The organism is Neolewinella agarilytica, from assembly GCF_900110645.1.
Taxonomy (GTDB): Bacteria; Bacteroidota; Bacteroidia; order Chitinophagales; family Saprospiraceae; genus Neolewinella; species Neolewinella agarilytica.
The window spans coordinates 201529-227967 of record NZ_FOFB01000002.1 but is presented as its reverse complement, the minus strand read 5'-3'; the positions used below and the strand labels follow the sequence as shown (position 1 = coordinate 227967).

The 26439-nt window shown below is 54.3% G+C and carries 19 protein-coding genes; 10 read left to right on the top strand and 9 right to left on the bottom strand.

Going from position 1 to position 26439, the window contains the following annotated elements; genetic code table 11:
• Positions 1 to 170: 170 nt before the first annotated feature.
• Entirely contained in the window at positions 171 to 539 is a 369-nt protein-coding gene (locus tag BM123_RS03195) for a hypothetical protein (RefSeq protein WP_090165374.1), read from the top strand.
• Between the two features lie 64 nt (positions 540 to 603).
• On the opposite strand, the gene BM123_RS03190 is transcribed toward BM123_RS03195, so the two are convergent.
• The 3 genes from BM123_RS03190 to BM123_RS03180 all read right to left on the bottom strand — a co-directional run bounded on the left by BM123_RS03190 (position 604) and on the right by BM123_RS03180 (position 5437).
• Complete coding sequence (locus BM123_RS03190) at positions 604 to 1500, bottom strand: DUF4249 family protein (protein WP_090165373.1); 897 nt, start codon at positions 1498 to 1500, stop codon at positions 604 to 606.
• Positions 1501 to 1701: 201 nt separating this feature from the next.
• Complete coding sequence (locus BM123_RS03185) at positions 1702 to 4086, bottom strand: TonB-dependent receptor (protein WP_090165372.1); 2385 nt, start codon at positions 4084 to 4086, stop codon at positions 1702 to 1704.
• A gap of 442 nt (positions 4087 to 4528) precedes the next feature.
• Positions 4529 to 5437 carry a hypothetical protein gene (locus tag BM123_RS03180; RefSeq protein WP_090165371.1) on the bottom strand — a complete coding sequence of 303 codons (909 nt, stop codon included), beginning with the start codon at positions 5435 to 5437 and terminating at the stop codon, positions 4529 to 4531.
• Positions 5438 to 5581: 144 nt separating this feature from the next.
• On the opposite strand from BM123_RS03180, the gene BM123_RS03175 reads away from it, so the two are divergent.
• From BM123_RS03175 to BM123_RS03160, 4 genes are all read left to right on the top strand, one after another.
• Complete coding sequence (locus tag BM123_RS03175) at positions 5582 to 6103, top strand: RNA polymerase sigma factor (RefSeq protein WP_245748402.1); 522 nt, start codon at positions 5582 to 5584, stop codon at positions 6101 to 6103.
• Between the two features lie 131 nt (positions 6104 to 6234).
• A complete protein-coding gene (locus BM123_RS03170) occupies positions 6235 to 7149 on the top strand; it encodes a FecR family protein (protein WP_090165369.1) in 915 nt (304 codons plus the stop codon).
• Between the two features lie 12 nt (positions 7150 to 7161).
• Complete coding sequence (locus tag BM123_RS03165; protein ID WP_090165368.1) at positions 7162 to 9972, top strand: TonB-dependent receptor plug domain-containing protein; 2811 nt, start codon at positions 7162 to 7164, stop codon at positions 9970 to 9972.
• A 96-nt stretch (positions 9973 to 10068) separates the two neighbouring features.
• Entirely contained in the window at positions 10069 to 10362 is a 294-nt protein-coding gene (locus tag BM123_RS03160; protein ID WP_090165367.1) for a DUF3817 domain-containing protein, read from the top strand.
• A gap of 10 nt (positions 10363 to 10372) precedes the next feature.
• On the opposite strand, the gene BM123_RS03155 is transcribed toward BM123_RS03160, so the two are convergent.
• The 3 genes from BM123_RS03155 to era form a co-directional block, all read right to left on the bottom strand.
• Positions 10373 to 10918, bottom strand: coding sequence for a hypothetical protein (locus tag BM123_RS03155; RefSeq protein ID WP_139211742.1), 546 nt, complete (start codon positions 10916 to 10918; stop codon positions 10373 to 10375).
• Between the two features lie 46 nt (positions 10919 to 10964).
• A complete protein-coding gene (locus BM123_RS03150) occupies positions 10965 to 11687 on the bottom strand; it encodes a hypothetical protein (RefSeq protein ID WP_090165365.1) in 723 nt (240 codons plus the stop codon).
• Between the two features lie 152 nt (positions 11688 to 11839).
• Positions 11840 to 12736, bottom strand: a complete 897-nt coding sequence (era, locus tag BM123_RS03145) for a GTPase Era (RefSeq protein ID WP_090165364.1) — start codon at positions 12734 to 12736, stop codon at positions 11840 to 11842.
• Between the two features lie 255 nt (positions 12737 to 12991).
• Here era and BM123_RS03140 point away from each other — a divergent pair, with 255 nt between their 5' ends.
• On the top strand, positions 12992 to 14236 hold the full coding sequence (locus tag BM123_RS03140) for a competence/damage-inducible protein A (RefSeq protein WP_090165363.1): 1245 nt from the start codon (positions 12992 to 12994) through the stop codon (positions 14234 to 14236).
• Between the two features lie 132 nt (positions 14237 to 14368).
• Here BM123_RS03140 and BM123_RS03135 read toward each other — a convergent pair whose 3' ends face one another.
• Both BM123_RS03135 and BM123_RS03130 read right to left on the bottom strand, forming a co-directional pair.
• Positions 14369 to 16066 carry a hypothetical protein gene (locus tag BM123_RS03135; RefSeq protein ID WP_090165362.1) on the bottom strand — a complete coding sequence of 566 codons (1698 nt, stop codon included), beginning with the start codon at positions 16064 to 16066 and terminating at the stop codon, positions 14369 to 14371.
• A gap of 390 nt (positions 16067 to 16456) precedes the next feature.
• Positions 16457 to 17620 carry an acyl-CoA dehydrogenase gene (locus tag BM123_RS03130; protein WP_090165361.1) on the bottom strand — a complete coding sequence of 388 codons (1164 nt, stop codon included), beginning with the start codon at positions 17618 to 17620 and terminating at the stop codon, positions 16457 to 16459.
• A gap of 308 nt (positions 17621 to 17928) precedes the next feature.
• On the opposite strand from BM123_RS03130, the gene BM123_RS03125 reads away from it, so the two are divergent.
• The 4 genes from BM123_RS03125 (at position 17929) to BM123_RS03110 (ending at position 25043) form a co-directional block, all read left to right on the top strand.
• Complete coding sequence (locus BM123_RS03125; RefSeq protein WP_090165360.1) at positions 17929 to 19629, top strand: CotH kinase family protein; 1701 nt, start codon at positions 17929 to 17931, stop codon at positions 19627 to 19629.
• Positions 19630 to 19744: 115 nt separating this feature from the next.
• On the top strand, positions 19745 to 20827 hold the full coding sequence (locus BM123_RS03120; RefSeq protein WP_090165359.1) for an alkane 1-monooxygenase: 1083 nt from the start codon (positions 19745 to 19747) through the stop codon (positions 20825 to 20827).
• Between the two features lie 103 nt (positions 20828 to 20930).
• Positions 20931 to 21596 (top strand): hypothetical protein, encoded by a 666-nt coding sequence (locus BM123_RS03115; protein WP_139211741.1) that lies wholly within the window; start codon positions 20931 to 20933, stop codon positions 21594 to 21596.
• Positions 21597 to 21689: 93 nt separating this feature from the next.
• A complete protein-coding gene (locus BM123_RS03110; RefSeq protein ID WP_090165357.1) occupies positions 21690 to 25043 on the top strand; it encodes a hypothetical protein in 3354 nt (1117 codons plus the stop codon).
• A 107-nt stretch (positions 25044 to 25150) separates the two neighbouring features.
• Here the strand turns inward: BM123_RS03110 and BM123_RS03105 are convergent, their stop codons facing one another.
• On the bottom strand, positions 25151 to 26428 hold the full coding sequence (locus BM123_RS03105; protein ID WP_090165356.1) for an MFS transporter: 1278 nt from the start codon (positions 26426 to 26428) through the stop codon (positions 25151 to 25153).
• Positions 26429 to 26439 lie beyond the last annotated feature (11 nt).

Genomic DNA, 26439 nt, shown 5'->3' with positions numbered 1-26439 from the left:
GATCAGCGAAGAACGGTCAGGCCCAACGGCATTGACTGCTCTTCGCTGATCGCTTTTTTGTGCCCTGGACTAATCCCTCCATCTTTTTTTCACCAATAGGTAACCTTTTTCTCCCCTCCCAAATGAAGCTACTGAAAACGTATTACAACTAACCCAAAATTCAACCCGCCATGAAAAAGTTAATTTTCGCCTGTTTTGCCATTTGCCTGTTTGCCACTACGCCAGCTTTCGCCGATAGCGGCAACGACGGCAAGTATACCAACCCACTCATCGTCCGTAGCGAGATCGCCGGGAATGACCTGGAAGTAATCATTGCTAACCTCAACCAGGCATCCACCTACTTCACGCTCATCGACCTGGACCGCGACCGGGAGGTTTACCGCGACAAGATCCGCAAGCGCAATGGTTACAGCTACAAGCTGGGCATGGAGAAACTTAAGAATGGCCGTTACCTTCTTAGTGTAAAGAAAGGGGACGTCGTCCGCCAACAGGTTATCCTCATCAGCCGAAACGGGATGATGTGTAGCGACTGGAAGTAAGGTTGGTATCGCCGACTTCTGTAGGTGAAAACTATACTCCACCGACTGAAGTCGGCGGTACAAACTACTCCTCCAGCGTCCGTTCCGCCGCCGCTATTGCTGCTACATTAAAGACACCGAGCGCACGTTCTCCGCTATCTACGTTGAAAACATTACCGGGGGAACTAACGACGGGGATATCAAAAAGACCGCTCCCTCCGTTGACGATCTGATCTCCGGCAACGTTGAGGAAAAAGAAAGCTTCCTGGCTCAACGACCAGACTTCCACTTCTACTTTATCTCCCTCTACCAACGGTATGGGTGCCCCATCATCGTCCAGTTTATTAATGCTAAAGCGAATGGGAAAAATGAAGGTAATCCCGTCCGTCTCCGTGCCGGGATCAAAAGTGGCATCATAGACGCTGGACAACTCAAAGGGGCGCAACAACAAGGTATCGTTAATACGGGTACGAATCAGGTAAGCATCACCAATCCCTACCTGATCCCGGGCATACAATTGAGCATAAATACCTTCATCATTACCAATTGAAGCCTCCTCAAACTGAAAGCTGATGGAATCAATGATGGCCGTTCGGTTCATAGTGGTCACCGAAGTATATTGCTCCTCTCCCCGTTGGACACCAAGACCGAATTCTGTCCCTACCTCCCCGATGGTTTCGCCGGGGGCGGGCGTCCAGACGTAGCGGCCTTCGCCTTCGTCTTCGAAGACGAAGCAGTTGCTCGTCGGGGTGGCATCCACCGTTTCGCAGACGATGACCTGAGCGCCGGTTACCGGCGTGGGCAGGCGGTTGGCGTAGTAATCCTGGCTCTCCGTCAGAAGGATGGTTTGGGGCTCCGATTTATTCGTCAGCCAGGCTTCCACCACCAGTTCCGGTTCTTCAAACCGGCTGGGCAGGTCGACGGGGTCGGTACAGTGGAAAAGAGAAAAAGATAAAGCGAGAAGAAGAAGTAACTTTTTCATAGCTGAAACAGATGATTTTTTGAATCCGAAAGAGATAGTTAAAACCTCTCCCCCGGCTCCTGTCCGAAGGAGAGGGGTGACCCTTCGGTTATGATTTTGGGCAAGTATGCGGGAACCGTAAAATGACTGATAAACGGTATTCACTGCTGCTAAAAACTTCCTTTGCACCCGCGTTCGCGCCCAAAGAAAGCTTCGATTGATCTACTTGAATTTGAAGTTATAGCTCACACTGGGGATGAAATTACCGATCACACTCAGCTTGTTGGCCTCGGTCATGATGGGCTGTCCGAGGATAGGCCGCCCTTCACTCTGGGTCCCGGAAACGGTGAAGGCATTACGCCGATTGTAGAGGTTATAAACGCCGAAGATCCACTGGCCCTGCCAGCGTTTATTGGCCTTTTCTTTCTTCGGATTAAGCGTCATGGAAACATCGAGGCGATGATAATCCGGAATGCGGAAGTTATTCCGTTTACCGTCTTCCACGTGTGGGATAAAGTAGCCCAACTGGTAGTAACCAGCGCTGGCCAGGGTAACGGGCGTACCCGTGTTATACACGAAGGTAGCACTGAAGGTGATGCGTTCATTGAGATCGTAGAAGCCCGTCAGATTGAAGTTATGCGTCTGGTCAAACCGGCTGGGGTACCAGTCGTTGTTGTTCAAGCCCGGCGTCAACCGTTCGGTACGCGCCAGGGTGTAACTGAGCCAGCCATTGAAGCGGCCTTTTACCTTTTTTATTTGTAGTTCGGCGCCATAAGCGCGGCCTTCCCCTTCTACGATCTGCCCTTCCACCAGCTCATTCAGCACCAGGTCCGCGCCGTCGACGAAGTCAGCCAGCTGCTTGAAATCTTTATAGTAGGTTTCAAAGCTGGCCTCATACATATTGTCCTTGAAGTTACGGAAGTAGCCAATGGCGAACTGATCGGCCAGTTGGGGGTCGATGTTGTTCGTGCTGGGCGTCCAGATGTCCAGCGGAATCGAAGCCGTCGTATTACTGAGCAAGTGGATGTATTGGGCCGTGCGCTGATAACTGGCCTTGAAGGAGCTGGTGGGAGAGAGCTGGAGCTGCAGCGCCGCCCGCGGCTCCAGGTTCAGCCAGGTCTTGATCGTTTCACCACGCTCAGAGGTACGGAAGCCGGTAAGCGGGCGGGCAAAGCCCTCCGCCGGAGCGTCGCCGAATTCGTAGATCCGCCGCCCGCCCAGGTAAGCAAAGTGGCTGAGGCGCAGGCCGTAGTTCAGTTTTATCTTATTCTCGAAGAGTGAAAGTTCGTTTTCCACGAAGACGCTCGACTCCGTCGCCCACTGGTTGGCTACGGAGATGTCTATCTCCACACCGTCGCTCACCGCTACGGCGTTGGCTGGCTCAAAGCGGTAATAAATACCCTGGCCACCAAAACGGAGGATATTCTCTGGTGTGATGAAGTAGCTGAATTCCGGCTTTGCACTCAGGTTAACAATACTCGCATTCCAGTCAAAAGCGTCCTCTTCCGGGTCATCCCCGAAGAGGATGGCGTAGTCATAATCGCTGTAGTAAAAGGTCAGGTTGCTGAACAGGCGATCATTAAACAGGTGGTTCCAGCGGAAGGTCGTAGTGGTATTACCCCAATCAAAACCGCCGGCATCACTGGGCCGGAAAACGTCGCGCCCCAGGTAACCGGACAAGAAAATCTGGTCTTTATCGCTGAAGCGGTAATTGGTCTTCAGGGTTAGATCGTAGAAGTTTAGCTGCGTACCGTCCAGGTCTCCACTCAGGAAGGGCGCAGCCAACACATCGATGTAAGAGCGGCGTCCCGCCACGAGGAAAGACGATTTATCTTTCACAATCGGAGCCTCCAGGCTAAGACGGCTAAAGATGGTGCCAATGCCACCCTGAGCTTCGAACTGCTTACTGTTTCCTTCCTTCATTCGCACATCAAGAATGGACGACAGGCGACCACCGTAGCGGGCCGGAATCCCTCCTTTGTAGAGCTTCACGTTTTTCACTGCATCGGGATTAAAGACGGAGAAGAAACCGAACAGGTGGCTGGAGTTGAAGACCGGAGCCTCATCCAGCACCACCAGGTTCTGGTCAATAGAACCACCGCGAACGTTGAATCCGGCGGCGCCTTCCCCTACGGAGGTTACTCCCGGCAGCAGCTGAATGGAACGAAGAACGTCTACCTCACCCAGCAGGGCCGGCAGGCGTTCGATGGTGCCCATGTCGAGGTTTTCCACGCTCATCTGTACTTCGCGGACGTTCTGGTCTTCTTCTTCGGCAACGACGACGACTTCGTTGAGCAGGGTGCCGGCTTCGCCCAGTTCAAAGTCAACGGTAAAATTGCCGACCAGCTCAACGTCCTTCCGCTGATCCTCAAACCCGAGGTAAGAGGATACCAGGGTATAATTTCCGGGATCTACCGTTAAAGAGTAGAATCCATATTCGTTGGTGGTCGTCCCTTTGGTCGTTCCATCCAGGAAGACCGTTGCGCCAATCAGGGTCTCCCCGTTGGTGGCGTCCCGAACGTAGCCTTTGACGGTTACCCGGGTTTGGGCGGCGAGACTGCCCGCCATCACGAAGAAGAGAGAACAGAGGAGTAAAAATCGTTGCATTAAGCTGAATTTTGGGGTCGGTCTCTGTAATACGTTCGAGAATCGATTTTGATTGAGCAAAGGCGTTAAAACTTCTTTTTGACTGGATATAACATGGCGCGGACGCAGGTGCAATGTTCTTTCTTTTTCGGGCCTGAGGCCCGTTGCATAGGGAAAGAAGGGAATGTGGAGAAATCGTAAGTACTTCTATTTTCCGGAGGAGTCGGAGGAGAAAAGGAGAAAGGAGAGAGACTTACTGAGCAAGAAAAACTGCACTACTGTTTAACATCGTCCTATTACCATTTTTGGTATGACGGCTGGGCTTTAGTCTCTCAGCGGGAGGGTCGCTCCTCCCACTTCTCTTCCCGCTCCTTTGGAAAACAGCCCTGCAGAGGCAGCCGGAAATTAAAAAGCGCGACCGGAAGGGATCCGATCGCGCTGAGTAACAGGTCAGGAATTAAATCTATTCACAGAGCCCCCGCACCGCTCTCCAGCCTTCGCGGCTTTCGACGATGATTTCCTCCTGGGAGTCATTGAGGGTAATGGTAACCGGGAAGGCGAAGCGCACATCGGCATCGCGGCCGGCAGTGATGATAGTCCGTAGCCAATCTGCAGCGTTATCAACTTCCGTAAGCTCTCCATCAATGGTCAGGCTTACGGGGTAGTTGAAGCGGAAGCAGGGCGTTCCGTCTTCGTCCCGGTCAAAGTGCCCACAGGCATACCGCAGGCGGGCGTGCTGGGCGGCGTTGCGGATGATCAGCGCCCGGTCGCGGTTTTCAAAATTGACGCTGATGGGGTAGTTAATACGGATAACGGCATCGCGGCCGGCAGCGCGCAGGGTTTCCCGCCATTCGGCGCCGCTGTTGACGGTTACGGATTCGCCATCGACGGTGATACCGATGGGGTAGTTGTAGGTAAAGCAAGGCTCATCGCCGGCACTGTCGCGGGCATCGCAGAAAGCCCGCAGGCGGCGGAATTCGTTGAAGCGGAGCAGCGTCAGGGTGTTTCCGTTAGCGAGTTCCACATCGAAAGGATAGACGAAATTGGCACGCAGGTTATTGGTACGGATGCGGCTGACAAAGCCGCGTAGTTCCTCCCCGTTTTCAGCGGTCAGCACGGTACCGTTGCGCAATACCAACTCGATGGGGTAGACGAAACGGAAGCAGGGTGTCCGCTCATCATCCGGGTCGGTTTCCGTAGGGTCCGCCGGAGGAGGTAAAAGGGCTGCTTCTAACAGGATGGGTAGATCTTCTTCAGTAACTACATCAATCAGGGTTTCTTCCTGGAACTGATCTTCGTCACAGGACGTGAATACAAAGGCGCAACAAAGGGCAACTAAAAGGAGAGAAAGAATTTTGGGAATACGAATCATGACATTTATCGATGTGGGAGGTCGGGTAAAACGCGAACTCCCGGTTAAGGGTAATGAGAGATGCGCGGCAACGGCCGCACTTCACTCTACCAAATCCCTTCCCCTAAATTTACCCTACCTTCTACTATCATTTTTTTTAAAGCCATGGAAAAAGAACAATATAATAATGGTGTTTGCGACCAGACGGTCTTTGACAGCACCTTCCTGAGCCTGGCTCCACGACTGAGGAACTTCCTCTATTATCGTTGTGGCGATGCGGAGCAGGCGGCCGACCTGGTGCAGGAGTCCTTCCTAAAACTCTGGGAGAACTGTGGCAAAGTCTTACCGGACAAAGCGAAAGCCTGGCTCTTCCGGGTGGGCGAAAACCTGGTCTTTAAGCTGGGGGAACGGGCGAAGGTGGTCCGTAAATACGAATGGCGGCAGGAAGGGCTAACTTCTGTTGTTGCCTCCCCGGAGCACCAGCTGGAAGAGAAAGAATTTCGTGAGCAGTTGGAGGCTGCCATTGCCGGGCTCCCCGAAGGCGCCCGCGAAGTCTTCCTCCTTAACCGCATCGACGGCCTTAAGTATCGGGAGATTGCCGAGCTCCTTAACATTAGCCAGAAGGCCGTGGAGAAACGAATGCACCGGGCGCTGGTGACGCTGCGGGAACTTCATGCTAAAATTTAATCTCCTCCTGATCCCGCAGTACTGCGGGATCAAACATCCTTAACCCCGGACGAAAGACGATTGCAAAGCAATCGCTGTAGTCCGGGAAAGATAAAGTCCCGGCCCACAGCCAGGAAAGAAAAAAAGAAACCATGGAACCATCCTTCCAAGACGAAACCCTCCTCGCCCGCTGGCTCAGCGGTGAGCTGAGCCCCGCCGAAGAAAAAGCTTTGCGGGAGCGGCCGGACTTTGCGGACTACGAGCGCATCGCCCAGCTATCCAGCCAGCTGCGGGCACCAGACTACGACGCGCGCGCGGAGCTGGCGCGCCTCAAAGCCAGACGCGCCACTGCTGCTAAAACCAGAACCCTGCCCCTGCGTCAGCGCCCTCATTATCGTTGGGCATGGTACGCTGCGGCGGCCGTCACACTACTACTCGCCGCCTGGTTCCTACTACCGAAAGCCGGAGACCACTACGAAGAAACCGGTAAACACCTGCTGGCTGATGGATCAAGTGTACAACTCAACGCAAGCAGCAAACTGTCCTTTTTGGAAGGCGAAACCCGTGCCGCCACCCTTAGCGGAGAAGCCTTTTTCGAAGTCGAAAAAAAGGACGTTCCCTTCGTCGTCACCACGGAGTTGGGCACCGTCACTGTACTCGGCACCAGTTTCAACGTCTACGAACGTGGGCAGGAAATGCGGGTCGCCTGCCAGACCGGAAAAGTGAGCGTTCAATTCTCCGGCCAGTCAATGGCTCACCCACTTACTGCCGGAGAATCCGTCAGCCTGCTGCCGGATGGTACCGTGGCGAACAATCGCTCCACGCGGGAAGAAACCCTGGACTGGCTCAATGGTCATTCTTACTTCCAGAACCGGCCACTGTCCGAAATTTTCGCGGAATTCGAGCGACAGTATCAGGTAACCTTTAATCTTCCACCTGCTTTTGATGACACAGAACTCGCCAGCAGTCGTTTCACCAATGATAATCTTGAAAAAGCACTAGTCGAATTATTTGCCCCCCTGAATTTTGAACCTAACTTAGTGGGTAATCGGGTGATCGTAGAGTAGAGCCCTTTCAATATGATGATTAGGAAATACAAGGTTCGAAAGAGACGGAATGATCAGGTACTCGGGCAACGCGGATGCTCGAAGAACCTTCCAGGACGCTTCGAGGACCGCTTCACACTGTTGCAGGCCACTCGAAGCGCCGGATCAGGGACCTCGAAGCGTCGCGGAGCGACCTTCGAGCGTCCCGGAGCACCCCTCAACCGTCCCGGAAGTAGCGGCACCTTCTTCCTACTCTTTTTCTTTTTATGGACTACCGCGCTCAGCAGTCAGTCTTCCCCTACTGGCAGCTTCACCGCCCGGTTTAGCGATCAACCGCTGGTAGAAGCCGTTCGGCAACTCGAACAGGACTTCGGTCTGACCTTCTCTTTCCTGGAATCCACGCTAAAGGACAAACAGGCCAACTGTCTGTTTCAGGATGCAGCCTGGGAAGAAGTTGCCGACTGTCTCTTCCGCCCTCATGGCATCAAAGTCATTTACCTGGACGACAAGCAAATTGCGCTGCGGGCAGGCACGGAAGCCGACTTAAGCGATTGGACTATCCGCCTGCGCACCGTTGGTACTGACGGTACTCCCCTACCCTTCGTTTCTGTCGGGCTGGCCAGCCGGGGCATCAGCCTGGTGACGGATGAGGAGGGGTTGCTGGAAGCTACCCTCCGCGCTGCGCCTGCTGACAGTCTTTCCCTGCACTACCTCGGCTACAGCGTACGCCGGTACAGCCCGGAGGAGCTCTCCGGCCCCGGCCACCTCAATGTGGTGTTGCGACCTACCTCCATCGAGCTGGTCTCCGTTACCGTAACGGAGTATTTGACCGACGGCATCAGCGCCACTGAAGACGGCCGCCGGGTCATCATTGACCCCAATCAGGTAGATGTTCTCCCGGGCTTCGCCAACCGCGAAGTAATGCGCAACCTCTCCCTGCTCCCCGGCATCAACAACCTGAACGAGACCGCCGGAGACATCAGCATTCGCGGCGGAACGCCTGACCAAAACCTCGTGCTTTGGGATGGTATTCCGGTCTACCCCTCCGGCCACTATTTCGGGATGATTTCCAACTTCGCACCGGAGCTGGTGGAGACCATGGACGTCTGGCGCGGGCAGGCAGACGCGGAATACGGCGGGCGGGTGTCCGGTGTCATCCGAATGAAAACGGAAGAAGAAGTCGCCAAACGATTCACCGGTGGCGGCGGGGCTAGCTTTTTGCAAACGGACGCCTGGGGCCGGGTACCTTTCTTCAACGGAAAATCCGATCTGCAGCTTAGCGTGCGCTCCTCCCTTCCGGCCCTGCTGGACGGGCCGACCTATAAAGGTTACCGGGACCAGGCACTTCAGGGCTCTCTCATCGGTGAAGCACTTGCCAGAGAAGGAACGGAACAGCGGGCAGATGAAGACTTTCGCTTCCGGGAACTGAACGGCCGCTGGTTATTCCGCCCCGACCACCGGCAATACTTCCGCCTGAGCGGTTTTTGTCAGGATGATGAGTTGGATTACAGCCTCGGGCAGTCGGGCGAGCCGGGCTCTTTCACGGACGCTCTGGACAGTGGCAACTCAGGCATCAGCCTGCAGTATGGCCGTCAACTGGGCAAAGAACGAGAAGTAGAGGTCCAGCTTATCCACACCGATTTCGCCAATCGGGGGGAGAACGTTTATGACGGCCGGATCGGGAGCCTGACCATCTCCCGGGAGAGTGGTATCCGGGAGACCTCCGCCAAAGTGAATTACCGCAGCCGGCTCCATAAAACGGGCTGGTTCAAGACCGGCCTGCAGTGGCAGGAATACGGCTATAATTTTGGGCTGGCGGCAGAAAATTCCTTCGGGAGCTTACGGGAGGCCAGCATCCGGGACGGCAATGCAAGGGCAGTTTCCGCCTTTGGCAGCTACAGCTGGACACCGGCCAAACCCTTACATCTGGAAGCCGGGCTCCGCTTACCCTGGTATGCCAACACGCAAAAGTTGTACCCTGAGTTACGCCTCAATGGCAGCTATCGTTTGACGGACCAATGGCTACTCAAAGCTGGCTACGGCGCGAATCATCAATTCCCCGTTCAGGTACTCGAACTCAATGAAGAACGCATCAGCACCAGCGCTCCACTGTGGACCTTGGCGGATGGCATTGACTTTCAGGTACAGTCTGGTCGGGAGGCCAGCCTCGGCATCGCCGGAGATATCGGCACCTTTTTCCTTGACCTGGAGTTGTACCACAAGAAAGTAACCGGCCTGTCTTCAACGGAACTGGACAAAGAATCCACCGGATTCCCGACGGGAGACTCCCGGGCTACCGGCATGGACCTGCTGGTAAAAAAGCGTTGGGGCGGCTTCCGTAGCTGGGTCATTTACTCATTGAGTAAAACGGATTGGCTTTTCCCGACGGTAACGGAAGGTTACTTCCCGGCAGACAATGACCGCCGCCACCAGCTCCGTCTCATGCAAAGTTATGGAGTGGATCGTTGGACTTTTTCTCTGGGCTGGCGGATGTACTCCGGCGGGCGCTACACCAACTTCAAGGTGGGGCCCACCCGCGCCAACGGCGGCGGACTGCAGGCGGACCTGATCCCCGAAGACATCAATGCCGAGTCATTACCGCTTTATCATCGCCTCGACCTCTCCGTCAGCTACGACTGGTCCTCCAGCAAACTGAACGGGCATACCGGAGAGTTGTCTTTTTCTCTGCTTAACCTTTACGGGCGGGAGAATGTACTCGGCCGCGGCTTTCTGCTGGCCGAGCGGGAGGACCCGCTGCCCGGGCAGCGACGCTTTTTCCGCCAGCGGGTGGACCGGCTCGGACTGGCGCTGACACCGAATTTGTCGGTGCGGGTGGGCTGGTAGAGGATAAGGGGGAAAAGGAAAAAGGGGAAAAGTTGCCGAACTATCTTTTTACCCTGAGCTAACGGTCCGGGCAGCAAAATTCCAGACCTTTGCCCCATGCAACAGCTTCTAAAAACCTCCCTTGGCCGCCTGCGGATTCTCGCCTTCGTGGAAGGAGTTTCCTTTCTGCTCATTCTCTTTGTCACCATGCCACTGAAGTACCTCTTGGATCAACCCGAGCCGAATAAGGTCATCGGGATGGGGCATGGAGTGCTGTTTATCGCCTATTGTTTGCTGGTGCTGGTAGTTGGTATCAACCGGGACTGGAGCTGGAAGGTTATCGGCCTTTCACTATTGGCATCCATCATTCCTTTTGGGACGTTTTGGGCGGATAAGAAGTATTTCAGATAAAAGCGTCAGTTCAATAGCAATCTGGTAATCCATGGCTCTGCCAACCCGGGCAGCGGTCCACAAAAAGCGTTGGCAACATCTTCACTTTGACCATGCCGGACGTTAAGAGCCGGCCCATTTTCAGGGCGTTATCGACTCTTAAAAATTCGCTCTCCTGGCCTTTAAACCACATCTGACTCACACGATGATGTATCGCTACCGGCAGAACCAGCACTTTTTCATCCGCAGGCCGGCAACTTGCGTTGAAGACCGGTAAGCTCTCGAAAAAAGCCGTAATACTATCCTGCGGTATATCTACTGCGGAGCTGCTGTAAGTTTGATGAGAAAGGTAAGTAGCATTTCCCTTTTTATCCAGAGAGAAAAAGAGATAGAAAGCCAATGATTCATCGCTCACATCCGGGAGCTTCTCGTAAATAAAAATCATTGTTTCCAGTTCACATGCCTTATACTTTAAGCTCAGCGGCTTTCCATCACAGATCCTCTGTGCATTCAGCGGATGACCACAGCAACAAATAATTAATGCCAGCGAAAGAAGGCTAATGGATAGATCGCGCATGACTTTTCCGTTATGACAACCACAAGATAAACGAAATCAAAACTAGCTACTCCCTCACCCCTTCTGCAAACTCCGCCATCGGCACCCGCTCCACGAGCCGGCCTCCCAGGGAAGCTCCGCTGCCCAATTCCCGCTTAAACTCGACGAGGCCGAGGCCTTTAGCATAGATTTCGTAGCCTGAGAATTGAGGGCTGATGTCCCCGTCTTCCGGGTCCCGGAGGCTGACCTCTCCGGCGAGGCTGAAGAGCAGCGCGTCGTAGGTTTTATTCAGGACGGAGATGGTGGTATCCCGCACAAAGCGGCGGTCCATACTCACGTAGTTAACGGCATCCGGGGCGTCAGGCATGCTGAATTTAATCCGGTAGCCGAAGGGAGTTGTTGCCTCCTCATCCAGATAAAAGGGGAAAGCCCGATCGTAGATAACTTCTGTCTTCACCTCAGTAGCAATGCCGGTACTGTCCGTAGGCAGCAAACTAAGCGTCCGCAAATAGACACCATCATTCCGGATTTCCTCGCGACTTTGCTGTGCGGGGGAAAGATCATCGTTGTAGCGGGTGACGCTGAGATGCAGCGCCGTATCAACGTCCACCCCGAGGTAGTACCAGTATTCCAGGTCGGGGCCGGGTAACGTGCCGGTATTCTCGTAGGCGTAGACGAGGCCGTCGGTCAGCTCCCGGGCGGGGAAGTAATAGTTGCGGATGTCTCTGCGCCCGTCACAGGAACACAGGAGAACGAACAGAAGACATGGAATAAACAGGCGTAGGTACATAAGTGGGGAGGTTTGGGTCAGAAAGTCAGATAGTCAAGGAGTCAAACAGTACTATCTCCAGACTGTTTGACTACTTGACTCCCTGCTTCCCTCCAGCTGCAAAGCAGCGTGCCCAGCAACAGCGGCAGCGACTATTTGACTACTTGACTCCCCTACCGTTCATACCCAAACCGCTTCAGCGCCGACTCATCATCCCGCCAGTCTTCTTTGATTTTCACGTGTAGCTCCAGGTATACTTTTCGCTGCAGGAAATCTTCCATCCGTTTGCGGGCCTGACTGCCAAGTTCCTTAATGGCTTTTCCTCCTTTGCCGATCAGGATGGGTTTCTGACTTTTACGGGAGACATAAATCAGGGCAGAGATACGGGCCAGCTCGGCGCCGTCCTTGGTGGTAGTGTCCTGGAAACTCTCGATGTCAATTTCTACGGAGTAGGGAATTTCCTGGTGATACTGGGTCAGAATCTGCTCACGAATGATCTCGGAAACGAAGAAGCGTTCCGTGCGGTCCGTCAACTGGTCTTCGGGGAAGTATTGCGGGCCTTCGGGAAGCATTTCCACGATGTCGGCCAGCAGCTCCGGCACGCCGTCTCCCTTAAGGGCGGAGATTTCGTAGATGCGGTCGGGCTTCAACCACTTTTTGAACTGTTTCCGGAGCCGGTTGAGTGTGTCGGCCTCCGTGATGTCTGACTTATTGAAGACGAGGTAGAGGGGGAACTTCGAGTGCCGCAGTTTCCCCACCAGCATATCGTCTTCGCTGTATTCTTCCTGGGGGTCAATGAGGTAGATCATCAGGTCCGCATCGTCAAAACTGGTGTTAACGTAGCGGTTCATCATCTCCTGCATCTTGTAATTCGGGTCTTCGATGGCGCCGGGCGTATCGGAGAAGACAATCTGAAAGTCTTCACCCGTGAGAATACCGAAGATGCGGTGCCGGGTAGTTTGCGGCTTAGCCGTGATGATACTCATGCGTTCGCCGACCAGGGCGTTCATGAGGGTGGATTTTCCGGCGTTTGGCCGGCCGATGATGTTGACGAAACCGCTTTTGTGCATGGGGCAAAGATAGGGGCCAGAGATTCTCGATTCCCCATTCTTGATTGGCGATTCTTGATTTGGCCTAAAACCGGCTTTGCCGCAGGTAATTTAGTGGCGCAGACGCAGGTGCGATGAAGTACTAATGAAGCAAGGGGAACTCGAACGAAAGCAACTATCTATCTTACTTTAGGGTTACTCCCGGCTCTTTTACCGTCCTTTGCACCCGCGCCCCGGCGCCCACATTCACCCATTCCCGCATTCACCCATTCTCACTTGCGCGCATACATACTTACCATCGGCGATGAAATTCTCATTGGCCAGGTTACGGATACCAACGCCACCTTCATGGCTAACGCCCTGAACGAAGAAGGCTTTGAAGTCGTTGAACACCTCTCCGTCGCGGACACCCGCGAGGGCATCATGAGTGGCCTGATGCGGGCCACCGAAGCGGCTGATGTAGTGCTCGTCACCGGCGGCCTCGGCCCCACCAAAGACGACATCACCAAGCACGTACTGGCGGATTTTTGTAACACCGAGCTGGTTTTTCACGAAGAAAGCTGGAAACGGCTGAAAAAAATCTATCGCACCTTCGGCAAAAAAGCGACCAAGCATCATCGCGTACAGTGCGAGCTGCCGGCGACTGCCACCGTGCTGACCAACGAGCGTGGAACCGCTCCCGGCATGTGGCTGGAACTGGAAGGCAACATCATCGTTTCCATGCCCGGTGTCCCCTACGAGATGCGTCAGCTGGTGCGTAACGAGGTCATCCCACGCCTGCTGGAGTTCAATGGTGACGACAAACGCCTCCGGGCCCTGACCATTCTCACCGCCGGCGCCGGCGAGACAACCATCGCCGAACAGATCGAACCGGTGGAAGACAGTTTGCCCGAGCATATGTCACTCGCCTACCTGCCCAACCTCGGCACCGTCCGCCTGCGCGTTACCACCCGCGGCACCGACGAAGAGCGGATGAAGGCCGAGCTGGAAGACGTGCGGGTACAGATTGAAGACATCATCGGTGATCTCGTCTATGGCTACGGCAAGGGAGATCTTGCCCTGGCCGTTCAGTCCCGGATGCAAGATAAAAAACTAACCCTGGCCACTGCGGAGAGCTGCACCGGCGGCAGTATTGCAGCTCTGATTACCCGTCATCCTGGTTCCAGCAGTCACTTTATGGGCAGCATCGTTGCCTATGACAACAAGGTAAAGAACAAGGTACTCGGCGTACCCGTCAACATGATCCGTAAGAACGGCGCGGTGAGTGAGCCCGTCGTTAAAGCTATGGCTGAAGGCGCCCGCAAGAAGCTGGGAACGGACTATGCCATCGCTACCTCAGGAGTTGCCGGTCCGGGCGGCGGGACTAAAGACAAGCCCGTTGGCACCATCTGGATCGCGGTCGCTGGCCCCGAAGGCACCACCGCCCGACTGCTCAGCTCCGGTAAAGACCGGAAGCGCAACATCATCTACACGGTGCACCAGGCGTTGGATATGCTCCGGCGGGTGCTGGATGGGAAGTAGGGAGGGTTGCAGGGTGCAGGTTGCTGGTTGCAGGTTCCAAGTTGCAGGTTGCAGGTTGCAGGTTGCGGGGTGCAGGTTGCAGGGTGCAGAGCGTGAGGTGGAGGTTTATTTCCCTGAGGGTTTACTGGCTTCTTAGCGTTGAGTTTTAACCAGCTCTTCAACTTCCTTCAATGACAGCAATTGGTAGCGCCCTTCCAGCAGTACACCAACTGACTCAGGGATAGCGAGTAATGCCAGGTCTCCTGCTTCGCGGCCGGCCACCTGCTTACTGAAACGTTCCTCGTAGGGAGCGAAGGTCGGGAAGCGCATTTCTTCCAGTTGCTTACGGTCCGTTAACAGGTAGTCAATATTCCACTCTTCCATAAAGCCAAGCACTTGATCCAGGCTGTCAGCCGGAGCGGCAAAAGCCCGCCACTCCGCCTCAAAACGGGGGGTGATGTAGTCATAGTAAGCCCGAAAATAGAGCGCATGGCTCAGTTCACTGCTAATGAACACGGATCGATTTGTGAACAGCGGGATCATATCCGCTACCTGCGGCATGGCGGCGATCATGGCGTTCGGAGGTGTAGCTCTCACCGCTTCAAAGATCGGGTTCTGTGGGCGTACATCAGCATATCGCACGTTTTCCGGTGGCCGGTAGATATAGCCCCAAGCGAGGAGAGCGACCGTAAGTATACCCGCCACAACCTTCCTTGGCCAGCAATAGTAAAGCCCCCCCGCCAAAAAGGTCAGTATACCGCCAGCGAGCAATCGCCAGGGATAATTAACGTAGCGATCGGGCAAAAAGAGCATAGGCATTAATTCCCGGGCAAGTACGTATAAGAAACAGGTACTGGCCGCAAAGGCAAGCAACCAAATGGCAGGTCGGGCGAGGCGCTTCCAGAAGGTAATGGCCAGCCCGAAAGCCAGCAAGAAACCGGCATAGGCGAAGTAAACGTGATAGCCAAAAGTAAAATAACTCCGTACAAAATAGCGAAGGATGTTGCCCGGAGGCGCGTCTCGCAGGTTACTAAATGCAACCCGCCCTTCCCCTCCGAATTCGGGTAGCCAGCGCATTTCCGGATCCGTCAGAAAACCGTTTAGATCCGGGTGAACAGCAATTCGATGGCTGTGCAGCCAGGCGACGCCTACGGCCAGGAAACCACCACCGATAACGGGTAACCAGAACGACCATTTTACGGGCCCGGAAGGAGAAAAAAACCGCCGCCAGTCTTTTCCTTTTGTCTTCAGGCTATCCAGCAGGCGATAGACTGTCCAGCATACCAAAATTCCGGCATTGATCAATAAGGTCGGCGGGTAAAAGAGCGCACACAATAGCAACATAGCGGCCAGCTGCCAGGGCTTATCTCCTCTTACGAGGTAATAGGCGAAGGCCGTCAGTAGTGGCACGCAAAATGCCCGGGCCAGCCCGCCAAGCGATTCAGAGAGATTGTAGTGCGTGATGAGTAGCCCTCCCGTCAGGGCAAGCGCCAGAGGAAAAAAACGCCGGAATAGAGCCGTGCCGTAAACGACGGTCAGGACCGTCAGCGGAAGAGGAAGCCAGCGGGAAATTGTCAATGGATCAAGAAAGACGACCAGAGACCGCAATAAGGCATAATAGCCGAAGGGTTGGATCGCTCCGGAGGTCCTGGGATAGAAGCTGTCCGCCCATTCGGCGTCGAAGCGGATGGTATTCAACCATAGGTAATGCTGAACGACGTCTTCCTGAAAATGAAAGGGATCTGAAAGTAATGGCCAGTGGTAAATAAAAAAATAGGCCAGGGAAACCCCAATTAGCAGCAGCCATTCACGGGTAGAGAAGGATCGGTCTTGTGCCGGTATTGGAGGCATGGGGTAAAGGTCGGGAAATCCCGGGAAGTGGGTGTGCAGGTTGGGCCTTGTGCACAACTGACTTCCTTAATGAAAATAGGAGAACAAAGCCCGTACGCTAGGAGAGGCAGGCCTGCGGCCTGCAATTCTGCCGCTCTGAGGAGCTGAGATAAGATTTTCAAAAATCCGAAAGTCTCTCCTTCTCTCCTCCCGCTCCTCCGGAAAATATATCACGTAGCGGCTGAAAGCCTGCACATCAGGCTGCGTTCAGTGTGATGGTTTTCCGAAGGAGAGGGAGGAGTTGAGGAGCAGGAGCAGAGGCCTCCACAGGGATTGAGAACTTGAATCAATACTTGAGACTGAAAACGATTTGTGCCTTTTCGCATCCACACGGTAACACCTCAATACGCATCACTCCATATCCACGTACAGATCTCCCTTCAGCAGTCCACGGCTGATCACGATTTTCTGCACTTCGCTGGTTCCTTCGTAGATCTGGGTGATCTTCGCGTCCCGCATCAGGCGCTCTACGTGGTACTCTTTCACGAAGCCGTAACCACCGTGAATTTGTACGGCCTCTACGGTGTGCTTCATGGCAACGGAGCTGGCGTAGAGCTTCGCCATAGCACCGGCCTGGTTGTAGTCTTTCCCCGCGTCCTTGAGCCAGGCGGCCCGGTAAACGAGCATCTTGGCGGCTTCAATATCCGTCGCCATATCGGCCAGTTTGAAGGCAATGGCCTGGTGCTGGCTGATGGGCTTACCGAAAGCCTCCCGCTCCTGACTGTAAGCCGTTGCCAGTTCATATGCTCCTCCGGCGATTCCCAGAGCCTGAGCGGCAATCCCGATCCGGCCGCCAGCCAGGGTTTTCATGGCAAACTTGAAGCCAAAGCCATCTTCGCCAATCCGATTCGTCTTTGGCACCTTCACGTCGGAATACATGATGGTGTGCGTATCCGAGCTGCGGATGCCCAATTTATCTTCCTTAGCGCCAACGGTGACTCCCTCCCAGTCCGTTTCCACAATCAGGGCATTGATGCCGCGGTGACCTTTTTCGGCGTCCGTTTGAGCAATGACGAGATGTACTTTGCTCGTCCCACCGTTCGTAATCCAGTTTTTTGTACCGTTCAGCAAGTAATGATCGCCCATGTCCACGGCCGTTGTCCGCTGGCTCGTCGCATCAGACCCTGCTTCGGGCTCACTGAGGCAGAAGGCTCCGATCCACTCTCCGGTAGCCAGTTTCGTGAGGTATTGCTGCTTCTGCTCTTCAGTGCCGTAGGTCTCCAGCCCGTAGCAGACCAGGCTGTTGTTAACGGACATGATCACCGAGCAGCTATTATCAACTTTAGACAGTTCTTCCAGGGCCAGAATGTAGCTCAGGCTATCCATTCCGCCACCACCGTATTTGGGGTCAACCATCATACCCATGAAGCCGAGTTCGGCCATCTGACGAACCTCGTCAGTGGGGTAAGTCATCGTACTATCCCGCTCGATAACGCCGGGCTTCAGCACCCGCTGGGCAAAATCCCGTGCAGCTTCGCGGACGGCTAATTGTTCTTCGTTGAGAGTAAAATCCATGATCGTTTTATTTGGCCTGCGAAGTTAGCGAATTTTCGCCTGATGATGGCGAATGGCAAGGTAATGTGTGTGTAACAATGTTACCCTACCCGCAAGATTTGTACTCTTAGGAAACGAAGCTATGCATTGTCTTCGCACGAAAGCAGCATTGGATGAAACCCCTGGCCCGCTGCTTTTTGGAAGACGGTCGTACGTCAGCTGGTTGGATAGCAGACTATTCTTATTAATACTCCTCCTTACCTTGTGTACCGCCTGCCGCCACCAACGCTGCCGGAAGGTAAGTCCGTCTTCCCGCCAAAAGCCCTTCGATGAAAGTACGCTTCACTTATTTTTTGCTCCTCTTCAGCTTTACCATGCTAGCCCAAACAGAGGTTTTAGAACTCACTGCTGATCAGTATGGGCGGGACACGGTACTTAATATTATCGTTGCCCGAGCTGATTTGGCCTCCAGGAATGCCGAAGGAGAATTGCCCACCAGAATTCTCCTCGCCGGAGAACGCTATGTATTCGTTACGGCTCAGGTAAGCCTCACGACCGGCCTCCCCTACCTCGTTAGTTCCGGAGGAAAGAATTACCGGCTTTATTTCACGGACCTGCCACTGGTGAAAATTGATTCCAGAGAACGCATTCAGAATGAGCCTAAGGTAGCTGCTGACTTCGTATACACGGACGATGATCAAACCCTCCACGGCATCGTTGGTATTGAAAAACGGGGCTCTTTCAGTCAATCCTTACCTAAAAAATCTTACGACCTGGAATTCTGGGAAGATGAAACGGGAGAGGACAACAAGGATGTGCAGTTCGGAAACATGAGAGAAGATGACGACTGGGTTCTTGATGGTGTCTATAATGAACCTCTTCGCGTTAATGCCTTCGTAGCGCACAAGCTCTGGCTGGACTTACACCAACCCTACTACACGGAAGACGAACCCAACGCAAAGTCCGGTGCCGATGTGCAATGGTGCGAGTTGTTCCTGAACGGTAACTATCAGGGGCTGCACTATCTTTCAGAGCAAGTAGACCGATCGCTGCTGAAACTCAAAAAATTCAACCTGGCAACGGGTGAAATCCGTGGAGAACTCTACAAAGGTGAAGTTCCACTACCCGGTGTACTCCTGCGTGACGTTCCCTCTCGCAGCAACAACACCACTGACACCTGGGATGGCTACGAACTGAAGTACCCGGACACGGATGACGTCATCAACTGGGATAACCTCTACGATCTGGTTTCCTTCATTCTCGAATCCCCCGATGAACAGTTCGCGGACGAAGTAAGTCAGCGGCTTCACCTGGACAATATCGTCGACTACTTCCTTTTCATCAACCTGCTTGGTGCAGCGGATAACACTGGCAACAACCTCTACACCGGCCGGTACGATAACGACGAGCCCTACTTCTACACCCCATGGGACCTCGACGGTACGTTTGGAAATAATTTCGACGGCGAAGAAGTCGACTGGCCCATTGAACGCATACTAACCAACGGGCTTCATCGTCGATTGATCGCTACCAACGTCGCTGGCTTCAATGACCGCCTCTGCGCCCGGTACACTCAACTGGCAGAAAGTGGACTGTTGGCGCCTGACAGCCTTGAAGCCCGAATTAGAACCCAGTATCAACTCCTCGAGAACAACGGGGTCTACGAACGTGAAGAACTAGCCTGGCCCGGCTCCTTAGCCAACGGCCCTGACCGGGCCGCCTACACAACAGAATGGATCCGGGACCGGGCCAATTTCATGGCCGCCTGGACCTGTGACATGAGTGTAAGCACCAATGCACCCCGGTTAGAGCAGACACATATTCTTGCCCCCAACCCGGCCGATGGCTTCGTAAGGCTCATCCCAACCATTCAGAAAGACACCCGATGGGAACTTTATGACCTCTCCGGCCGCCGGCTTCGGCAAGGACAATTACCCATTGGCGCCTCCAGGATCGATTTCCCGGACCTCCATTCCGGGCTTTACCTCCTTCGGATTGGGCAAAATACCTTCCGAATTGTACTACAATAAAGGGAGGAATTTCCCCGGAAGACCCCATGATGGCAGATGCTTAAAGTAGATCAATTTCTTTTATGAATATTTATTCACTTTTCGTTATATTTGTCCTGTCACCAGACCATCACGTGTGTATCGCGACTTAAAATACCTCCTGGCTTACCTTCTTCCCCTCGCAGGTTATCTCGGTCTGTACTTCGGTGGGGTGTGGTCTTACGGCAGTATTTATGTTGCCTTCTTAATTCTTCCGCTATTAGAATTAGTCCTTCCTGCCAGCCAGGAAAACCACGCCCCGGAAGAGGAAGAAGCCCGTGGAGGAACACCGCTCTTCGATTGGCTGCTTTACCTCAACCTGCCCATCCTGACGGGAGCTCTCATCTTCCTCCTCATCAATGTCACCAGCAGAGAGCTTACCGCTAATGAGCTGACCGGAATGATCCTGAATGTTGGTCTGATGATTGGCACCGTAGGAATTAACGTAGCCCACGAGTTGGGGCATCGCACCAAAAAACACGAACAGTGGATGGCACAGGCACTACTGCTGACGGGCCTGTACATGCATTTCTTCATCGAGCATAACCGGGGCCATCACCGGCACGTAGCAACACCGCTAGACCCGGCAACCAGCAAAAAAAACCAAAGCATCTACGCCTTCTGGCTCCGCAGCACGACGATGAGTTGGTGGCACGCCTGGCAGCTGGAAGCACAACGCCTGGCTAAGCTCGGCCAGCCAGCCGTCAGTTGGCAAAACCAGATGGTACGCTTCCAGATCATTCAACTGGCTTACCTGCTGGCGATCTTCCTCATTTTTGGATTTACCGGACTTTGGGTAGCCATAACCGCCGCTGTTTTCGGGTTTTTAATGCTGGAATCCGTCAACTACATCGAGCATTACGGTTTACTACGGCGAAAAAATGCACAGGGTCGTTACGAACCCGTTTTACCCATTCACAGCTGGAACAGCAATCACGAACTCGGCAGAATATTCCTGTACGAGCTCACCCGCCACAGCGACCACCACTTTCGGGCCAGTCGGAAGTACCAGATTCTCCGGGCTTTCCGGGAGAGCCCGCAGTTGCCGGCGGGGTACCCGGCCTGTATGATCCTGGCACTCTTCCCGCCCTTGTGGTTCAGCATCATGAACCCCAGAGTAGACCGTTTTGCCCGCCAAACAGGATCGCAAAGTGCCAACCTTTCGCAGCCAATAGCGTAGGGGCGCGGGACCGCAGGTGCAGGGTAAAGCGCCCGGAAAGCAACGTTCTTTTAAATATTTGTTTTCTTTGTACCTGTTACACCGTCCTCCCATATACTACACTATGAGTAATTTTAGAAAACAGTTGCTGACTGACGTTAGTAGCCTGTGCCGTGAACTGTTTGTCCGACGGCTGGCCCGGGTCAGGAAACAGGAACTGGTCAGTGACAAGTCCAAAGCCGACATTTTGGTGCTCATCGTTGAGCTCGACCAACTCCGTCGGCTCGAGCCCTTTCCTGAAAAGGCTGACCTCGACGTAAGCCCTCTGGAGCAACTAAAAACAGCCCTCGCTGACCCTGAACATGACGACGAGTCCGGGCAACAAATCCTGTTGGACTGGGTAAAAGCTACCCGCCCGGAGGCTGACTCTGCAGCAGACCGGGGTGTGCCCGAAGGAGCAACAAGCCCCATTAACCAGCGTATGATTGATGAGCTGTCCTCCGTTCGGTCTGCCATTGACCAGACCCGGGTTCGGCTAATGATGGCCGGAGATGCTTATGACCGGCCGGCTTACACCGCCGCCAGAAACGCATTCACCCTATCGCGGGAAATCTACGCTGAACGTCTGCGCCTGAACCAGATTGACTGTAGTAACGAAGACTGCAGTACGGTGGAGCAGGTGCTGAAACCCGCCATTAAGACTGCCGACGGTGCCGGCTTTCCGGCCAGCATTCAGGCAGTAGCTGACTTTATGGAGGAACGTACTTTCCCCTACGTCAAAACTGACTGAGATAAGGGGCCAATAATCCCACTGCAACACACAACGTTTTCCAGCCCCTCCGACATCCCGGGCCCGTAATTTTCCTTTTCTAAGATATTCGGCATGAACAAGCTTTTCCTCATCTCTGTGCTGGCGATTCTGACCAGTCAACTATTTGCCCAAAACATCGGCGAAGACCTTCGCCGCGTTGTTCGCCTGGCGCCGCAGGCGCGGCAGGCCGCCACCGAAGCCACTAACCCAGCCCTGGACACCATCGTATTGGTCCTCGCTTACTACGGCGGGATGCCCCACGAAAAACGAGTGGAAGAGCTGTTTTCCGGGCCAGCTTTGCTGGCGCATTACCGGGACAATGCCGCCATCCGGGAGTTTTTACTGAACGAAAAGCTGGATAAATTGCTGGAAGGCTATTTGCCGCCGGAGGGCCTTGCTCTTCCACCTTCCTTTGCACCTGCGTCCCGCGCCGCCTTCCTCCAAAAATTACCCGGAGCGGAACTCTTCTCGCGCAACGGAAAGGTTGACCTGGGTAAAATTCGCCAGGTTTTCACCTCCCCACCCTCTGATGACTTCAGCCTCAGAGCCGCCGCCAATGCTGCGGCCACCAGCCCGGCCGGATTGTCCACCGCGAACCTGGCCAGCAATGCACTTGCTGGCCTGTCCGACTGGATCAGCCGCCGCGCCCAGGAAGAACTGACCTATACTTTCCTCACCAAGCTGCGGGAAGACATCAACCGCAATGATCTGGACGAGCTTTTCCCCAAGACCAGCCAGTTTTTGCCCACCCTGGACCTGCTGAACTACAAAGCTATTCTCCCCAGTATCCGGAAGGCCTTTACTGAAGACCTCAACGCCATTGCCTATAACTTTGGCAACTATCTGGAAGCGCGGGACATGGCCACCTTCCGCGACCCCATCGTTTATAACGTCTTTCTGATCTATCGCATCCTTGATCTGGAAATGCGGGAAGTTCCCCTCGCCGACATCCTTGCTTTCACCTACGGCGAACTCGAACGTGCCCGCATTGATACCCGCTGCCAGATCGATTTGCGGATGGCTAAAGCGGACACCACCAACGGTAACTACCAAAGCATTTTGGCGGCTTTTGATGAATACATCAAGGCCAACGAGCAGCTTAACCGGCAGTTTCAGAAAGCAAACGATCTGCTCAGCGAGCAATTCTTCAATCCGATTATGGACGCCGTAGACAGCGGCAATATGGGAGAAGACGGACCGGCCTTCATTCAGCGGGCGGCCGATCAGTTTCTGCCCCTCGACACGGAAAGACTCCCCCTCAGGAATAACTATTGGGAAACCGCCGCTGATCCGCCAGCCACCGGTATCGTTCGTGCCTGGCTACGGGGTCAGGAGGCCTACGAATACTATGAGGCCTACCCCAGCCTGACGCGCTTTGATGAGCTCTTCGGCCCTGACGCTGTGGCCTTCAACCCCAACGAACGCCGGGCTGCCGGCCTGACGGCCGTCCGCGAAATCCTGGCTCACCGCAGCGATCTGAACGCCTACCGGAAACAATTCAGCCGCTTACTGGCCGCCAGAGAAAACCTGCTTAATCTCCGGGCCGAGATCACCGAAAAGCAGCAGCGCTCCGAGCTGGCCAAGCGTTCTTCGGCGGATAAAAAGGCGGACCTACTGGTGGATATTGCCAAAGAAGAGTCCTATTCTCCTCACCCCGCTCTTCGCTTACTGCGGAAGCTCACCGAAGAGATTCAGCCCAACCTGCCGGCCTCGGGAAAACAGCTGGCCGCTACGCGCCAGCGCCTGGAAGAGTGGGTAAAAGAACGGGGAGACAGATCTTCTCCATACTGGAAAAAGATGGCCAGCGGACCGGCACTTGCCGCCAACCTCCCACCGCTGCAGCAAGCCATCGATGCTACGGATGCCGCCTACGACTTACTGCACGATGCCGTGACTCAGTATAGCAGCAGCCAGGCGGACAGCCTCATCCGCTCCTACCATAACCTGACCACTTTTGAGACTGTATTCGGAATGGCTCAGGAGACCTTCTTCCTGCTCTCCGGCTCAAACAGTGATTTATTTCTGGATAAAAAGGATATGTCTGTTTTTCAGACCAATGCCTCCGCCCGTCAGCTACTCAATGGCATCGGGCAGGAACGCATTGGGCGCATCCCGAACCTGGGTAAGCTTAACGCTCCGGGCATTTCAGACTTTTTGCTGGACTTTGGCTTGTACCTTTCTGACCTCCGGTCCGGAGGGCGGGCGCCTGACCTGAAAGGAGTCGACCCGCAGGCCGTTCGCCGCATCCTGGCCGTAAGTTTCATTTCGCGGACGCTGTCGGCCCTGCTGGAAGCCCCTGTTTTCCAGGACCTCGCCGGTAGTGCCAGTGGAGCCACGCTGGCAGAGCGTTTCCCCGCCTTCAGCAAAGTTCCGGAAGTAAGCGAAGAACTCAACGAACTCTTCCGCCTGAGCCAGACCGGAGAATTCCGCTATGCTGTTGACAATCTCCTCAACCTGCTACGACTCTTTGAGGTAGCCCCTACGGCCAGTAAAAAACAGCAGCGCCTGACGGCGCGGCGTGACCAACTCAGCGAACTCATTGATGACTACGTTGTGGAAAGGGACGAAGACCTCCGGGCCGTTGGGCTGGCGGCTCCGTCGGCAAAACTTCTCAAGCTCCCCGTCAAGGTAAGTGAGAAAGACCGGGTCCGCATCATGGCCTACGAATCAGAAGCAACGAATGGTATAAGTACTTATGACCGGGCAGAAGCAGCGGAAGGTATTCTGAATCTGAAAATACAGCGCATTCGGGAAGAGCTCAATCTGGTAGAAAGGAGACTGGCGAGGTTGAACCCGCAACGGATCAACAAATTCAGAGAAAGTCTTTTCCGCTACGGTACTTTCATGGCTGACGTTGCCGGTGCTAATGACGCGTCTGATTTTGAAGCGGCGCTGAATACCGTCGCCCTTCCGGTAGGCAGTTCTCAGATCAAGCGAACGCGGCCCTCCAGCGTGGAGCTGGGAGCTTACTTTGGCGGAGCCCTCAGCCGGGAACGACTGATTTTACCGGCCGGTGTAACGGATGCCAGCCTGGAAGAAGATGCCTTTGGAGCTGCTCTCTGGGTTCCCGTCGGCGTTTCTTACAGTAAGAACATTGGTGGCGGTAAGTCCATCACTCTTTTTGGCTCCTTACTTGACTTAGGCGCCATTACCGCTTTCCGGCTGGAGAAGCAGAATGAGGTAGCGGGGTCGGCGAAGGTGGAACGCTTGCCCGTGTTCCGGCCTGCCAACGTTATTGCTCCAGGCCTCCATTTACTTTATAACTTCCCTAAATCTCCTTTCTCCCTTGGCATCGGAGTACAGGACGGGCCGAGCGTCCGGGAGTTCACCACCGCAGGGTCTAACCGGGTCCGCGAAGCCAGAAGTGTCCGGGGGATGTTGACCTTTAGCGTGGATGTACCAATCTTCCGCTTCTTCAATCAATGATGAAGGGGAACAGATCAGCCTTTTCTCATTCGCTGCATCTTCTGCTGGTAGAGCCGTGAAATGTTTATCGGATGTAGGGTGATAAAGGGTGGAGCTAATCCAACGGGCTACCCTTTCTCCCCCACCCGTTCAATCTTACCCACCAGGAACAGGTAGCTGCAGAAACCAAGGAAGGCCATTGCTCCGATGAAAAGCAAGGCGGGCTCGAAATCACCGTCATTCGCCAACCAGCCAATAACCGTGGGAGTGATTACCCCGGCCAGGCCACCAATGAAGTTGAAGACGCCACCGACCAGGCCGATCAACCGCTTAGGCGCCAGAAGGGAAACGAACACCCAGGTAATGGACGCCAGCCCGTTGCCAAAAAAGGCCACGGCGAGAAAGAAAATGATGAGCGCGGTGCTGTCCGTATAGTTCGCACCAATGATAAACATCGACAGTAACATACCGATTAAAATCGGTCCCTTTCGGGAAGCTTCGTTGGACACGCCACGGCGGACGAGATGGTCCGATAAAAAGCCGGACATCAGTACGCCAAAGAAGGCCGCCAGAAAGGGGATAGAAGCGAGGAAACCGGACTTTATGAAGTCCAGTCCCCGAAATTCCACCAGGTAGGTGGGAAACCAGGTCAAAAAGAAAATGAACAGAGAGCCCATGCAGAACTGACCGAGATAAATGCCCCAAAGCTTCGGATGAACAAAGGCCTCCCGGAGGTCCGCTAAGGTAAAGTCTACCCTGCCCTCTTCCGTTCTTTTCTTTCCAGCGTCAATTAAGCCGCCGCCTTCCCGGATCAGGTTGAGTTCTTCCTCACTAACGGATTCATGGTCGCGGGGGTCTCGATAAAAAATCCACCAGATGAGCGCCCAGGCGATGCCGATCAGACCGGAAATGATGAACAGACCGCGCCAGCTGTAGTAAGCCTGGATGGCTACCAGCGCGGGCGTTAGAAAGGCCAGCCCAATGAACTGCCCAGAGGTATAAATTGCGATGGCTGACGCTCGTTCCTTCTCCGGGAACCAGCTCGTCACAATCTTATTATTGGTCGGGTAAGAGGGAGCTTCGAAGACCCCAATGGCCGCCCGCAGCCCGATTAATGCGGCAAGTGAACTGACCAGCCCCTGCAGTAAAGTCGCCAATGACCAGAACACTAAAATGATGGGGTACAGAATCCGTGGCTTTACGTAATCGACCATGATTCCGCCCGGAATCTGCAGTAGCGAATACGTCAGCCCGAAAGCAGAAAAAATGAGGCCCAGCTGCACTTTCGTCAGGGACAGGTCTTCGCCAATAGCGGCAGCAGCCACGGAGATGTTGCTTCGGTCCATGTAGTTGATTACTACGGTGACGAAGACCAGGGCGAGGATGTTGAAGCGTTTTTTGGTCATGGTTTTGAGTT